Here is a 14,740-nt window from a genome sequence, read left to right as displayed (position 1 = left end):
TCGGCGATGAGGGCAAGCTCCCGGGCGGTGGCTTCCTGGGGTGGGGCGTCCGGGGACGCCAGGGCCCTGGCCGCCTGGAGGTAGTCCGTGGCGAGTTTCGCTTTCAGCGCGGCGGTCCGGGCTTCCAGCCGGGCCACTTCGGCGAGTCCGTCCAGGCAGCCATCGGCCAGATCCCGCAGCGGATCGGTGTCCGGCGGGAAATCAGCGCCTCGCGGGGAATCGAGGCCGGGCAGATCGGAGGAACCAGCGCCGCCGGCGAAACCGGCCAGGACGGCAACGGAGCCGGCAACGGCCGCCACGGCCGCCCTGCTCTCCGCACCGTTGTCCACGCCCCGGGCTGTCCTTCCATCCATGCCCACAGCATCGCAGGAGGCACCGACAATTTAATACTGGCGCCGCGCGCTACGGCGGATCCCTGACCTCGATCCGCACGGCACAGGCATCTGCCGCAGCCTTGCGAAGCACGGTTGCGTTGGGGTCGCCGACTGCGAGGAACGCGAGCCTTGTCTGCGACGCGTATTCCTTCAACGCCTTTTCTTCCAGGACCGCCGCGGCTAGCGCGGCGTCCCCGCCCAGAACGAGATATTCAATACTGTGCCCCGAGAAAACAGCGGCGGCATATCCCGCCACAGCTTCCGTCAGCGCGTTGGCCTGGTTCTCGCGACGACGGGCAAAGCGCTGCTGCGAAGATCCTCCTGCCGCCGAGCGTGACTGGACGTAGCGGGAACCCGATTTGGACGCCGACACTTTGCCGCCGCTCACGACCCCCACCGCGTAGCCGCCCCGGCGCACCAGGATGATGCCGAGCCGCCGTTCCTGCGAAGCGAGCGACGCCAAACGCTCAACCGTGCTGGAGCCCTTGCCGGGCCTTCCATCGACAGGCCACGGCGCCCTCAGGAGCGCCCTGGCGCCGTCAGCCGCCCGCAGGAGCGTGCCGCCGTCGTCGGGCTCTTCCTGAACGGCGCCGTGGCTCGCAGCGAAGCGCTCCACCCAGCCGGAGAGCCGCGCACCGGATATGAAGGCGGTACGTTGCTTTTCGTTGGGGCCGGACGGCCGGGTCTCCACGTCGATGTCTCCTTAGCTGGAATCATGAGTAGCCTATCCATGTGGAAGATCTCTTTGGTGCCGACTCGGACAACGACGACGACGCCGGCAGCCAGGCGGCGGATTCGGACCGTTCCAGTGCTGAACGTGCGGGCACAGTACGTCCGGCGTCGCCGCGGAGCCCTTTGGCTGTCCGAATGAGGCCCCGGACGCTCGACGAGGTTGTGGGCCAGCAGCATTTGCTGGGCCAGGGGTCTCCTTTGCGGCAGCTTGCCGCAGGGGCCCAGGCCGCCGGTCCTGCCGGCCCGAGCTCGGTCATCTTGTGGGGACCCCCTGGCACGGGCAAGACGACGCTAGCGCACGTCATCGCCCGCGGACCGGGCCGTAAGTTCGTTGAATTGTCCGCCATCACTGCGGGCGTCAAGGATGTCCGTTTGGTCATGGAAAACGCCTTGACCGCGCGGGATCTGTACCGGACCACAACAGTGCTGTTCCTGGATGAGATCCACCGCTTCAACAAAGCCCAACAGGACGCCCTGCTTCCCGGGGTCGAGAAGGGCTGGGTGGTCCTGGTGGCAGCTACCACGGAAAACCCTTCGTTTTCGGTGGTCTCCCCGCTGCTTTCCCGATCGCTGCTGCTCACCCTGAAGCCGCTTACCGACAGCGACATCGAAGGGCTTCTCCAACGTGCGGTTGCCGATGCCCGCGGTTTGGCAGGGGGAGTGGAGCTGACCCCGGAAGCCCTTGAGCATTTGGTCCGCTTGTCCGGGGGAGATGCCCGCCGCGCGCTCACGGCGCTCGAGGCCGCTGCCGGCGTCGCCTACGGAGACCGGAACAACGACGGCGGCGACCCCTCCGAAGAGCCCGGGCTCGCCGGTGACGGGCCCCCCGACGCTCCGGTCGTCGTCGAGCTCCGCCATACGGAACGGGCCCTGGACGCGGCCGCTGTCCGATACGACCGCGCGGGCGACCAGCACTACGACGTCGCCAGTGCGTTCATCAAATCGATCCGGGGTTCCGACGTCGACGCGGCCCTCCATTATCTGGCCCGCATGCTCGAAGCGGGCGAAGACCCGCGCTTCGTTGCCCGCCGGATCGTCATTTCCGCTGCGGAGGACATCGGCATGGCAGATCCGACGGCGCTGCAGACCGCCGTCGCCGCGGCCCAGGCAGTGCAGTTGATCGGCATGCCCGAGGGCCGGATCATCCTCGCCGAAGCCGTGGTGCATCTGGCGACGGCGCCCAAATCCAATGCCGCCTACATGGGCATCAACAAGGCCATCGCCGATGTGCGTGCGGGCATGGGGGTCGGGATTCCGGCGCACTTGAGGGACGCGCACTACCAAGGAGCAAAGGGCCTTGGCCACGGCCAAGGCTACAAGTACGCCCACGATGCCCCGCACGGCGTGGCCACCCAGCAGTATGCCCCGGATGATCTGGTCGGAAGGGACTACTACGAACCCACGGCAAACGGTGCTGAACGGGAAATTGCTCCCAGGCTCGAGCGGCTGCGCAGGATCATCCGGGGCAAGTAGTCGTCATGGTAGGCTAGATGTTTGTCTGGCAAGGCCTGGCGCGCAATCCATCAAAATCAAAAGCTTTGATGCTGTGCCCTGCGCCCCGTAGCAAAAGGCAGCGGTTGGCCGATGCTCTCCCTCATGGAGGCCAGTAACACTGACACACCGCAGATATTGGAAGGACACAAGTGGCTAACAACACTCGTGCTCGCCGTACCGCACGCCTTTCGCGTGCACTCGGCATCGCTCTGACTCCCAAGGCCGCCAAGTACATGGAGCGCCGTCCGTACGGCCCCGGTGAGCATGGCCGTGCCCGCAAGAAGCAGGACTCTGACTACGCTGTACGTCTGCGCGAAAAGCAGCGTCTGCGCGCCCAGTACGGCATCCGCGAAGCCCAGATGACCCGTGCCTTCGAAGAAGCACGGCGCACCAAGGGCCTGACGGGTGAAAACCTGATCGAACTGCTCGAAATGCGTCTCGACGCCCTCGTGCTGCGTGCCGGCTTTGCCCGCACGATCGCCCAGGCCCGCCAGCTGGTTGTGCACCGCCACATCCTCGTTGACGGTATCCGCGTGGACCGCCCGTCGTTCCGCGTTGCCGAAGGCCAGCTCATCCACGTTCACAGCCGCAGCGAAGTCATGGCTCCGTTCCAGGTTGCAGCTGCCGGCGCACACGTTCTGAACGTCGTTCCGGCTTACCTGGACGTCAAGATCGACGCCCTGCAGGCACGCCTGGTTCGTCGCCCGAAGCGCTCCGAGGTCCCCGTGACCTGCGAAGAGCAGCTCGTGGTCGAATTCTACGCTCGCTGATTTCCAGCAAGCACATACAAAGAAGCCCGTGGCACGCGCCGCGGGCTTCTTTGTATGTAAGGTACTTGGGGAAGCCACGCCGGGGTGCCTGTGTAGAACCACATGGCGCACCGGCGGCAACGCAACAAATGCTAGGAGATGAGAGTCCATGACTGGTGGCGATATTGCAGGCCTGATCGCGGCCGGAGTTTTCGCGCTCCTTGTGGTGCTGTTGGCTGTGCCGATCCTCAAACTCGGGCGCGTCTTCGATGAAGTCCGCACCTCCATCCGCTCCTTGAGCGACGGAGCGACGCCGCTCATGGACGAGGTCACTGCGACGGTTTCCACCACAAACCAGCAGCTGAAAAAGGTGGATGGCATCACCTCCAACGTTTCCGACGCCTCCGCCAACATCTCTGCTTTGTCCTCATTGGTGGCCGCAACAGTCGGTTCGCCGCTCATCAAGGTGGCAGCGTTCAGCTATGGAGTACGCACGGCTTTTGCCGCCCGCCGCAAACCGGGCAGTGGCCGCCGCAGCCGCTGAATCCGTTCGTAAGCACGATCGTCGTATGTCAGGAAAACTGTGAAAAGAATCGTCTGGATGGGGATCGGCGTGGCAATCGGAGTCATTGCCTTCCGCAAGATCACCCAAGCACAGGCCGCTATCGGTCCCGAAGGCCTGAACCGCGCCGTAGCGCGACTGGCCGACGGCGTGTACGACTTCGCCGACGCCGTGCGCGCCGGGATGAACGAACGCGAAGTCGACCTCAGGTCCGCGCTCGGCATCGCAGAGCCCGACGCCGGCAGCCGTTAGCAGCCGCGGTACAACTCGCCGCGGTTCGCCCAAGCGGCCGTCAACAGGGCAGAATTAGAAGCTGCGGCAATGGCACATGCCAAAACCGCGCACAAACTCATGTGCAGTGAATTGAGAAGGGTAAGTAATCAGCTAATGAAGTCGCAGGAGATCACCAAACGCTGGGTGGACTTTTTTGTCAGCAAGGGCCATACCGCCGTCCCTTCAGCGTCGCTCGTATCCAGCGACCCTTCCCTGCTCTTCACTGTGGCCGGCATGGTTCCCTTCATTCCTTACCTCACCGCCCGCGAGGAGCCGCCCTTCGCCCGCGCCACGAGCGTTCAGAAGTGCATCCGCACCGGCGACATCGAGGAAGTGGGCAAGACCGCCCGCCACGGGACGTTTTTCCAGATGTGCGGAAACTTCTCCTTTGGGGACTACTTCAAGGAAGACGCCATCAAGTTCGCGTTCGAACTGCTCACCAAGAGCGTCGACGACGGCGGCTACGGGCTCGACGTTGAGCGCCTCTGGGTGACCGTCTACGAGGAAGACGACGAAGCCCAGGATCTGTGGCTCAAGAACACCGGCATCCCCGCCTCGCGCATCCAGAGGATGGGCAAGGCGGACAACTACTGGTCCACCGGGCAGCCGGGTCCCGCCGGCCCCTGCTCGGAGATCTACTACGACCGCGGCCCGGCCTATGGCGCCGAAGGCGGTCCCATCGCCGACGAAAACCGTTATGTCGAAATCTGGAACCTCGTGTTCATGCAGTACCAGATCGAGAACGTCCGCTCGAAGGTGGACTTCGACATCGCTGGCGAACTGCCCAAAAAGAACATCGACACCGGCCTCGGCATGGAGCGCCTCGCGATGATCCTGCAGGGCGTCGAAAACATGTACGAAACGGACCAGGTCCGTCCCGTCATCGACAAGGCTGCAGCCCTGTCCGGCAAGGAGTACACCTCCGCCGAGTCAGCTGAGGACCCGCACCACACGGACGATGTCCGGATGCGCGTCGTTGCCGACCACATCCGTTCGGCCCTCATGCTTATTTCCGACGGAGTGTCCCCGTCCAACGAAGGACGCGGCTACGTCCTGCGTCGGCTTATCCGCCGTGCCGTCCGCGCCATGCGCCTCCTTGGGGTCGAAGAAGCTTGCCTCCCGCAGTTGCTTCCGGCTTCCCGCGACGCCATGAAGGGCGTTTACCCCGTGGTGGAAACCGACTTCGACCGCATCAGCCGCATCGCCTATGCCGAAGAACGAGCCTTCCTGCGCACCATTGCCTCCGGCACTGCCCGCCTCGAAGAAGCCGTGGTGCTCTCCAAGGCGGCAGGCAAGCCGCTGTCGGGCGAAGATGCCTTCGCCCTGCACGACACCTACGGGTTCCCGATCGATCTCACCCTCGAAATGGCCGAGGAAGCCGGTTTGAAGGTTGACGAAGCTGAATTCCGCAGCCTCATGCTCGAACAGCGTCAGCGTGCCCAGGCGGATGCCAAATCCAAGAAGGGTGGACACGCCGATGTCTCAGCCTTCCAGGAGCTCCTGGCCGAAGGCGAGACCGTCTTCACCGGCTACACGGAGCTGGAAGGGGAGGCCCGTGTCCGCGGCATCGTCAGCTCCGGCCGGCGCGTTGCCCACGCATCCACGGGCGATGAAATCGAGCTCGTGCTCAACGAGACGCCGTTCTACGCCGAAGCCGGTGGCCAGTCCGCAGACAAGGGCCTCATCACCGGTGACGGCTTCGTCGTCGAGGTCCTCGACGTCCAGCGCCCCGTGAAGGGACTGAGCGTCCACAAGGCAATCGTCCGCGAAGGCGAGATCGCCTCGGACGCCTTGGTGCGCGCCGCCGTCGACCGCGAACGCCGCCACGCCGCAGAGCAGGCCCACACGGGCACGCACATCGTGCACGCCGCCCTGCACCAGATCCTCGGCCCGGAAGCCACCCAGCGTGGCTCCTTCAACAAGCCCGGCTACCTGCGCTTCGACTTCGCCTGGGGCGAGGGATTGAGTGCCGCCACGAAGTCCGAGATCGAGGAGGTCTCGAACATCGCCATCCGCAACAACTTCCGGGTGGAAACCAAGGTGATGGGCCTTGCCGAAGCGAAGGCCCTCGGCGCCATGGCGCTTTTCGGCGAGAACTACGGCAGCGAAGTCCGCGTTGTGGAGATCGACGGCGCGTGGTCCCGCGAACTCTGCGGTGGCACCCATGTGGAGAACACCTCCCTCATCGGAAGCCTGTCACTGCTCGGCGAACAGTCCGTCGGTTCGGGAAACCGCCGTGTGGAAGCCTTCGTCGGCCTTGAGGCCTTCCGCCACCTCGCAGCCGAGCGCGCCTTGGTCACCGAGCTCACGGAAATGCTCAAAGTCCCCTCGGGCCAGCTGGCAGACCGCATCTCCAGCACCTTGGCCAAGCTCAAGGCGACGGAAAAGGAACTCGACCGCCTCCGCAAGGAACAGCTGACGGCAGCCGCTGCGAACCTCGTTGCCACGGCCCGCGATGCCGCAGGCGTCCGGGTAGTGGCGCACGACGCCGGCCAGGTCGGGGGAGCGGACGACCTCCGCAGCCTCGCCATGGACCTGCGCAGCCGGCTCGGCTCCGACGCTTCCACGGTCGCCGTGGCCGGCGTCAGCAACGACCGTCCCGTCATCATCGTGGCCACCAACGAAGCGGCGCGTGAAGCGGGTGTCAAGGCAGGCGCCCTCGTCCGCGTGGCCGCGGGAATCCTCGGCGGCGGCGGTGGCGGCAAGGACGATGTCGCCCAAGGCGGCGGAACCGACGCCGCGAAGATCGCACCGGCCCTTGCGGCCGTTGTGGACGCGATCGCCAAGCGCTGATTTTGGAGGCCATTGCGAGCAACGACGACTACCCCCGGGGCACCAAACTGGGGGTGGACGTCGGCACCGTCCGTGTGGGAGTTGCCATCTGCGACCCGGACGGGATCCTGGCCACGCCGTTCAAGACGGTAAGCCGGGACGCCAAGAAGAATTCCGACATCGGGGTCATTGTCCGGCACGTCGCGGAGCTCGGCGTAGTCCAGATCTTCGTCGGGCTGCCGCGCACGTTGAAGGGTGAGGAACACGCCTCCGCCGTCATGGCTACGGACTATGCGCAGTTGCTGGCAGCCCACCTGCAGCGCCGCGGGCTCGACGTTCCGGTCAACCTGGTGGACGAGCGGCTCAGCACCGTGACGGCTCACCGCAATCTCCATGAAGCTGGCATGAGCAGCAAGGATCATCGTAAAGTGGTGGATCAGGTTGCCGCTGCCGGAATTCTGCAGCACGCGATCGACATGCAAAAAGCCAGAGGTGCGGATGTGGGCAGGCGCGTGCAGGCGCCGATGCCACCCCAACACATTGACGGTGCCAGTGCGCCGCTGCCGGCCTCCGGCATTGATCCACACTCTCCAACGAGGGGAAGACAATTGTGAGCCCGGTCAACAACGACCCCTCCAACGACGCAGCAGAAGGCCGTACCCGGCCCCTGACTCGTCGTGAAATCCGTGCCAGGGAACGCTTCCTGGAGACGCAGAACCAGGAGGTACTGCCACCACCTGTGCCTGTCCACTTCGAACCTGTCACAGTCCCGAAGCCACAGCCTGCATATGTCCCGGACTACGCATCGGCCGCCCCGGACGCAGGCACCCACGCTGCCGACTTCCACGACGACGGCGTGCACGCCGAAACGGTTCAGCCCGACGAGGACGGGCAGCAGCACGACGCTCCGCATGAGGACACCGTGCAGCCCCTGGATGCTGTGCAGCCCGTGGATACCGTGGAGCACGCAGACACCGTGCAGCCCCTGGATACCGCGCAGCAAGCAGACACCGTGCACTACGACGTCGCGCACCCTGACGCCGTCGAGCACGATGACTCCGTTCACAGCTACGACGTCGCACACGGTGACGAGTTCCACGAGCTGCAGGCCCATGACGAAGGTTATGGGCACCACGATCCCCAGTTCGACTACGAAGTCCATGATGAGCACGACGCCCATGACCTCATGGCAGCTGCGACTCCTGTGCCAAAGGCCCCTTCGAAGAAGGTCCGCAGGCGCCGTCGTCTTCTCGCGCTGCTGCTCACCCTCACGGTGTTCGTCACGGCGGTTGCCGTTGGGGCGCAGTTCCTGAAGCCGTTGCTCGGGATGGACAAGGTCAGCGACTACCCCGGCCCGGGCACTGGCTCGGTCACTATCACTGTGGCCCCGGGCTCCGGCCCGAAACTGGTCGCGAGCAACCTTCAGAGCCAGCACGTCATTGCCGACGCGGATTCTTTCGTGGCGGCCTTCGTTGCCGCCGGGGGTGAACTCTCACCCGGTGACTTCACCTTCAAAACGGAAATGAAGAACGCCGATGCGGTGAATGTGCTCCTCGGCAAGGATTCTTCCAAGGTCATGTATTTCGCGCTGAGCGCAGGGTTGCGGATCGGTGAATCCCTTGACGCGATCTCCAAGGGTTCGGGCATACCTTTGTCCGAATTGAAGGCGCTCAGCGACTCGCCGGCCCAGTTTGGCGTCCCTGCCCCGGCAAAGAACCTCGAAGGCTTCCTGGCACCAGGGGAGTACCGTTTCCCGCTTGGAACGCCCGCCAAGGACATCCTCCAGAAGCTCGTCACGGCGACCACTGACGAGCTCAAGGCCCAGGGCGTCACGGATCCTGCCAAGCAGTACCAGGCCATCACGGTGGCCAGTATCGTGCAGGCTGAAGGCGGCCAGGCCGACTACGGCAACGTGGCCGGCGCGATCTACAACAGGCTCAAGCCGGGCAACACCGAGACGAACGGGCTCATCCAGTCCGATGCCACGGTTACCTACGGTCTGGGTACCAAGACCTTCCACCTGACCGACGCCCAGAAGGCTGACAAGAGCAACCCCTACAACACCTACGCGAACGTAGGGCTTCCGGTGGGGCCCATTGGTTCACCCGGCAAGACGGCGATAGATGCTGCCGCGAAGCCGACGCCCAACAATTACCTCTACTGGGTAACCATCAACCTCGACACCAAGGAAACCAAGTTCTCCAGCACGCTGGCGGAACACCTCAAGTACGTTGACCAGTACAACGCGTGGTGTGCGGCCAACGCGGGACGGTGCGTGTGAGCAGACGTGCTGCCGTCCTGGGGCACCCCATCAGCCACTCGAAATCACCAGCACTCCACCGCGCGGCCTACGCGAAGCTCGGGCTCGACATCGAATACTCGGCGATCGACGTAACGGTCGAGCGGCTCCCGGCCTTCATGGCGGGCCTTGAGGCCGGCGACGACTGGTGCGGTTTGTCCGTCACCATGCCGCTCAAGACCGCCATGGTGGGCGAAGTCGACGAGGTCCGGGGGGCCGGGGCGTACTTGGGTGTCATCAACACGGTTGCTTTCGAAGACACCGGGCACGGCGTGCGGCGGGTCGGCCACAACACGGACGTGGCCGGCATCGTTGAAGCCGTGAGGAATGCAGGAGTCACGGAGCGGCCGAACTCGGCGATCCTTGGTGGCGGCGGGACATCCGCGGCGGCCATTGCGGCGCTCCGGGAGCTCGGCTCCAAACACGTTGACATCTTCGTGCGTGACGCCGGACGCGCCGCCGAGGCGAAAGCCGCGGCGGCCGCCGTCGGGCTTTCCATCCACCTTCGGCCGCTGGCCGAAGCCGCCCAAGGCATGGTGGGAGCCGATCTGGTGATCTCCACGCTTCCGCCGCGGGCAGCGGACGGTATCGCGGCGCAGCTCGAACAGCTTCCCGACGGCGACAAGCTTCCCGGCGTCTGGGGTGTCCTGCTCGATGTCGCCTACGATCCTTGGCCCAGCCGCATTGCCGAAGCGTGGCATTCGCGGGGCGCAGTGGTGGTTCCGGGACTGGAGATGTTGCTTTACCAAGCCGTGGAGCAAATCCGTTTGTTTTCCGGAGCCGACGTCACCAGCGATGTCATAGATGTGATGTGTGACTCAGTCGGGCTTCCCCGGCGGGTCTAGTAAGGGCCTTACATGGCAGGATTGGATATATGTTGCGTTGGTTGACTGCCGGTGAATCCCATGGCCCGGCACTGCTCGGAATTGTTGAAGGCGTCCCCGCCGGTGTGGAACTCACTAGCGAGGAAATTCGTGACGCCCTCGCGCGTCGCCGTCTTGGCTATGGCCGCGGCGCCCGGATGAAGTTCGAGCAGGACGAAGTGAGCATCCTTGGCGGCGTCCGGCACGGCGTGACGCAGGGCGGCCCCGTCGCGATCCAGATCGGCAACACCGAGTGGCCCAAATGGGAGCAGATCATGTCTGCCGACCCGGTTGACCCCGAGCTTCTTGCAGACCAGGCCCGGAATGCGCCGTTGACCCGCCCGCGGCCCGGCCATGCAGACTTCACGGGCATGCAGAAGTACGGGTTCCCTGAGGCCCGCCCTGTCCTGGAACGCGCCAGCGCCCGGGAAACCGCCACGCGTGTCGCCTTGGGTACCGTTGCTTCGCAATTCCTCAAGCAGCTTGGCATCGAGCTCGTCAGCCACACCGTTTCCATCGCGAGCGTGACCGTGCCCGAGGGCCGTCCGCTGCCCGTGCCGTCCGACGTCCTGGCCCTCGACGCCGATCCTTTGCGATGCTTCGATCGGGAAACCTCGGACGCCATGGTGGCCGAGGTCGACGCAGCACACAAGGAAGGCGAGACCCTCGGCGGTGTCGTCGAAGTTCTGGCCTACGGTCTTCCCCCGGGACTCGGAAGCTACGTGCACTGGGACCGTCGCCTCGACTCCCGCCTGGCCGCCGCCCTGATGGGGATCCAGGCGATCAAGGGCGTCGAGGTCGGCGACGGCTTCTTGACCGCGGCGCGCCGCGGCTCAGCCGCGCACGATGAGATCGTCAAGGACGAGACCGGCCGGATCGTCCGCAAGACCAACCGTGCAGGTGGCATCGAAGGTGGCATGAGCATCGGCGAAGTCCTGCGCGTCCGCGCCGCCATGAAGCCCATCGCCACCGTCCCGCGTGCACTGAAGACCATCGACGTCAGCACCGGTGAGGCCGCCAAGGCGCACCACCAGCGCTCCGACGTCTGTGCCGTTCCGGCGGCGGGTGTCGTCGCCGAGGCCATGGTCGCCCTGGTGTTGGCCGAGGCCGTTGCTGAGAAGTTCGGCGGTGATTCCGTCGCCGAGACGGCACGGAACCTTCGGGGCTACCTGGACAGCATCCCGGCAACCCTGGACTCGGTCGGCCACTAGTGGTCCGCGGTACCTCGGGCGTGGGTCAAGGGCGCGCGATCGTCTTAGTGGGGCCGATGGCCGTTGGAAAATCAGTCATCGGCCAGCAGCTTGCCCAGCAATTGGGCGTGCCGTTCGTGGACACTGATGCCGTCATCGTTGAGCACCACGGCACTATTGCGGATATTTTCGCCGGTCGCGGAGAACATGCTTTCCGGGAGATCGAGGCCAGGACGGTGGCACGCTCCGTTGAGGCTGCGGATGTCAACGGTGCGGTGGTATCGCTGGGTGGTGGCGCAGTGCTCGATTCCGGCACGCAGCAACTGCTGGGTGACTGCACCGTGATCTACCTCGAGTGCGATGCCGAGACAGTCGCTGAGCGCATCGCCCGCAACACGGGCCGGCCACTGCTGGCCGGTGACGCCATGGCCCGCTGGGAGGCCCTTTTCGCCGCCCGGCGTCCTGTCTATGAACGCCTTGCAGACATCACCGTCGACGTCCGGTCCGGGACCGTGGCGGAAATCGCCCTCCACGTGGAGGAAAGACTGCGTGAATACGCGGCCTTGAAAGAGGAAGTGCAAAAGTGAGCAACGAATCAACTGTCATCAAGGTCAGCGGCCAGTCCGCCAACGAGAACTACGACGTCGTCGTCGGGCGCGGCCTCCTGGAGACCCTGCCCGCGAAGCTGGGGGAGCGCGTCCGGCGGGTCCTCGTGGTCCACCCGCGTGCCCTCCGCCTCACGGGCGATACTGTCCGTGCCGAGCTCGAGGCTGCCGGTTTCACCGCCCTCACCGCCGAGATTCCCGACGCTGAAGAAGGCAAGCACATCCAGGTTGCCGCCTTCTGCTGGCAAGTGCTTGGCCAGAACGACTTCACCCGCTCCGACGCCATCGTGGCGGTCGGTGGCGGTGCAGTCACCGACCTCGCCGGATTCGTCGCCGCCACGTGGCTGCGCGGCGTCAAGGTCATCCACATGCCTACGAGCCTCCTCGGCATGGTGGACGCTTCCGTAGGCGGAAAGACCGGCATCAACACGGCGGAAGGCAAGAACCTGGTGGGTTCCTTCCACCCGCCCGCGGCTGTCCTCGCGGACCTGGACACCCTCCAGACGCTGCCCAGGAACGAGCTGATCTCCGGAATGGCGGAGGTCATCAAATGCGGCTTCATTGCAGATCCCGCCATCCTGGAACTCGTCGAAAACAAGCCGGAGGAAGTCACCGATCCAGGGTCGGCAGTGCTCCGCGAGCTCATCGAACGCGCCATTGCCGTCAAAGCGAAGGTGGTTTCCGAAGACCTCAAGGAATCCGGCCTGCGTGAAATCCTCAACTACGGGCACACGCTCGGCCACGCGATCGAACTCGTGGAACGCTACTCGTGGCGGCATGGCGCAGCGGTTTCCGTCGGCATGATGTTCGCCGCCGAACTCGCCCGCAGCGTCGGCCGGCTTTCCGACGTCGACGCCGACAGGCACCGCAGCATTCTTGAGGGACTCGGATTGCCGGTCACCTACCGCCGGGACCGCTGGCAGGGCCTGCTCGACGGCATGCGCCGTGACAAGAAGTCCCGCGGCGACCTCTTGCGGTTCGTGGTGCTCGACGGCGTGGCAAAGCCCGGAATCCTCGACGTGCCGGACACCTCGTTGCTCTTCGCTGCCTACCAGGAGATCGCATCATGACCACCGAAACCTTCAGCAGCATCAGCGATTGGCCCACGGGTGGATTCCCCGGGGTGCGCACAAACCCGGATACCCTCCTGCCGGCCATCGTCAACGAGGAAGCCATGCAGTCCGCACTCGCTGAGTCCAGCGATCCCGCCGACCGCATCATGGCGCTCATGCTCGAAGGCCACCCGGGCGAAGCCGCGGAATTGTTGGCCGAGGCGCGCTACAACGATCCCGAGTCGTTCAAATTGCGGATCTTCGAAGCCGAACTGCACCGTGCCACCAACCGCTTTGACCGTGCGGTGGAGCTGTTCCGCCAACTGCTCGGCGAAGTCCACGGGACCGCCAACGAACCGGTCGTCCACCAGTATTTGGGGCGGGCCCATTTTGTGGCCGGCAATCACGTCGCCGCGGCGGAGTCGTTTACAAAGGCCCTGGACCTGCGCGTCGCCCTGGCGGCCGACGCTTCCCTGATCTACTCCTCGGCCGTGGCCCTGCAACGCGTCCGGAACGTCCTCGAGTTCGCCTCCTGACAAGGGCGGGGAAAGGCGCCCCGCATTTTGCCGGTAGAATGGACTTTGGATTTTTGATAAATACGCGCTGGCTGCCTTCAAGGCATGCCTGCTTGGCATAGTCGGCTGGAAGCTAAACCAGTAGCTAAAGCGGTAGCTAGCACCAGTGAAAGAAACCAGAGGATACTAGTGGCAACCACAAATGACATCAAGAACGGAACCGTGCTGAAGCTCGAGGGCCAGCTCTGGAACATCATCGAGTTCCAGCACGTCAAGCCGGGCAAGGGCGGCGCGTTCGTGCGCACCAAGATGCGCAACGTCATGTCGGGCAAGGTGGTCGACAAGACCTTCAACGCCGGCCTCAAGATCGAAACTGCCACGGTTGACCGCCGCGATTACCAGTACCTGTACCAGGACGGCGCAGACTTCGTCTTCATGGACACCCAGGACTTCGACCAGATCACGGTTTCCGGCGCCACGGTAGGCGACGCCACCAACTTCATGCTGGAAAACCAGATGGTCAACATTGCCATCCACGAGGGCACCCCGCTCTACATCGAACTGCCCCCGAGCGTTGTCCTTGAAATCACCTACACCGAGCCGGGCCTGCAGGGCGACCGCTCCTCGGCCGGAACCAAGCCGGCCACCCTTGAGACCGGCTACGAGATCCAGGTGCCCCTGTTCGTTGAGAACAACACCAAGGTCAAGGTAGACACCCGCGACGGCAGCTACCTGGGCCGGGTCAACGACTAGTGAGCGCCCGTGGTAAGGCCCGCAACAGGGCCCTCGAGGTACTGTTCGAGGCGGAGCAGCGTTCCGCCTCCGCTTTCGAGGTCTTGAAGGCCCGCCGGGAAATGACCGACCTCGTGGTCAACCCGTACACGATCGACATCGTGGAGGGCGTGGTTGCCATGCAGCCCACCATCGACGAGTTCCTGCAGACCTACGCCCAGGGCTGGACCTTGGAGCGGATGCCGGCTGTCGACCGCATCATCCTGCGGATCGGCGCCTGGGAACTCCTCTACAACGACGACGTCCCGGACGGCGTAGCCGTCAGCGAAGCGGTGGCGCTGGCCAAGGTCATGTCCACCGACGAATCTCCGGCGTTCATCAACGGCCTCCTCGGACGGTTGCAGACGCTCAAGCCTTCCCTGCTCGCCTAGGCGGCATTGGAAGGATCAGCCCAACTGACTGGCACTTAAGGTCGTTATGAGCCTTCATAACGGCATCTGCTGCCAGTCAGTTGGGCTGACCTCAAGA

General features: G+C 64.7%; 15 protein-coding genes and 1 pseudogene. 14 read left to right on the top strand and 2 right to left on the bottom strand.

Annotated elements, in window-relative coordinates:
- Both AB0323_RS03120 and AB0323_RS03115 read right to left on the bottom strand, forming a co-directional pair.
- Positions 1-353 (bottom strand): annotated as a pseudogene (locus AB0323_RS03120) (endonuclease); the annotation flags it as partial.
- Between the two features lie 49 nt (positions 354-402).
- Positions 403-1,065: an acVLRF1 family peptidyl-tRNA hydrolase gene (locus AB0323_RS03115; RefSeq protein WP_366176065.1), complete on the bottom strand. Its 663-nt coding sequence runs from the start codon at positions 1,063-1,065 to the stop codon at positions 403-405.
- A gap of 41 nt (positions 1,066-1,106) precedes the next feature.
- Between AB0323_RS03115 and AB0323_RS03110 the strand changes: the two genes are divergently transcribed.
- From AB0323_RS03110 to nusB, 14 genes are all read left to right on the top strand, one after another.
- The gene (locus AB0323_RS03110) at positions 1,107-2,579 is read left to right on the top strand and encodes a replication-associated recombination protein A (RefSeq protein WP_366176064.1); all 1,473 of its coding nucleotides are present in this window, start codon (positions 1,107-1,109) and stop codon (positions 2,577-2,579) included.
- A 170-nt stretch (positions 2,580-2,749) separates the two neighbouring features.
- The gene (gene rpsD / locus AB0323_RS03105) at positions 2,750-3,370 is read left to right on the top strand and encodes a 30S ribosomal protein S4 (protein ID WP_028267147.1); all 621 of its coding nucleotides are present in this window, start codon (positions 2,750-2,752) and stop codon (positions 3,368-3,370) included.
- 148 nt (positions 3,371-3,518) lie between these two features.
- A complete protein-coding gene (locus AB0323_RS03100) occupies positions 3,519-3,893 on the top strand; it encodes a DUF948 domain-containing protein (RefSeq protein WP_284982255.1) in 375 nt (124 codons plus the stop codon).
- Positions 3,894-3,950: 57 nt separating this feature from the next.
- Complete coding sequence (locus AB0323_RS03095) at positions 3,951-4,163, top strand: hypothetical protein (RefSeq protein WP_364541068.1); 213 nt, start codon at positions 3,951-3,953, stop codon at positions 4,161-4,163.
- A 135-nt stretch (positions 4,164-4,298) separates the two neighbouring features.
- On the top strand, positions 4,299-6,977 hold the full coding sequence (gene alaS / locus AB0323_RS03090; RefSeq protein ID WP_364540986.1) for an alanine--tRNA ligase: 2,679 nt from the start codon (positions 4,299-4,301) through the stop codon (positions 6,975-6,977).
- 2 nt (positions 6,978-6,979) lie between these two features.
- Complete coding sequence (ruvX, locus tag AB0323_RS03085) at positions 6,980-7,570, top strand: Holliday junction resolvase RuvX (protein ID WP_366176063.1); 591 nt, start codon at positions 6,980-6,982, stop codon at positions 7,568-7,570.
- Positions 7,567-9,237, top strand: coding sequence for an endolytic transglycosylase MltG (gene mltG / locus AB0323_RS03080; RefSeq protein ID WP_366176062.1), 1,671 nt, complete (start codon positions 7,567-7,569; stop codon positions 9,235-9,237). The genes ruvX and mltG overlap by 4 nt, the downstream gene beginning before the upstream one ends.
- Entirely contained in the window at positions 9,234-10,100 is an 867-nt protein-coding gene (locus AB0323_RS03075) for a shikimate dehydrogenase (protein ID WP_366176061.1), read from the top strand. The genes mltG and AB0323_RS03075 overlap by 4 nt, the downstream gene beginning before the upstream one ends.
- Before the next feature lie 29 nt (positions 10,101-10,129).
- Positions 10,130-11,329, top strand: coding sequence for a chorismate synthase (gene aroC, locus AB0323_RS03070; protein ID WP_364540996.1), 1,200 nt, complete (start codon positions 10,130-10,132; stop codon positions 11,327-11,329).
- Positions 11,329-11,895, top strand: coding sequence for a shikimate kinase (locus AB0323_RS03065; protein WP_366176060.1), 567 nt, complete (start codon positions 11,329-11,331; stop codon positions 11,893-11,895). Before aroC ends, AB0323_RS03065 begins: the two co-directional genes overlap by 1 nt.
- The gene (gene aroB / locus AB0323_RS03060; RefSeq protein ID WP_366176059.1) at positions 11,892-12,983 is read left to right on the top strand and encodes a 3-dehydroquinate synthase; all 1,092 of its coding nucleotides are present in this window, start codon (positions 11,892-11,894) and stop codon (positions 12,981-12,983) included. Before AB0323_RS03065 ends, aroB begins: the two co-directional genes overlap by 4 nt.
- A complete protein-coding gene (locus AB0323_RS03055) occupies positions 12,980-13,501 on the top strand; it encodes a tetratricopeptide repeat protein (RefSeq protein WP_366176058.1) in 522 nt (173 codons plus the stop codon). The genes aroB and AB0323_RS03055 overlap by 4 nt, the downstream gene beginning before the upstream one ends.
- A 168-nt stretch (positions 13,502-13,669) precedes the next feature.
- The gene (gene efp, locus AB0323_RS03050) at positions 13,670-14,233 is read left to right on the top strand and encodes an elongation factor P (protein WP_028267136.1); all 564 of its coding nucleotides are present in this window, start codon (positions 13,670-13,672) and stop codon (positions 14,231-14,233) included.
- Positions 14,233-14,643, top strand: a complete 411-nt coding sequence (nusB, locus tag AB0323_RS03045; protein ID WP_364541003.1) for a transcription antitermination factor NusB — start codon at positions 14,233-14,235, stop codon at positions 14,641-14,643. The genes efp and nusB overlap by 1 nt, the downstream gene beginning before the upstream one ends.
- The last annotated feature ends 97 nt before the right edge of the window (positions 14,644-14,740 follow it).

Origin of the sequence: Arthrobacter sp. NPDC080031 (assembly GCF_040702485.1) — a bacterium.
GTDB lineage: Bacteria > Actinomycetota > Actinomycetes > Actinomycetales > Micrococcaceae > Arthrobacter.
The sequence above is the reverse complement of the archived record's forward strand: the minus strand, read 5'-3'. Positions and strand labels throughout refer to the sequence as shown.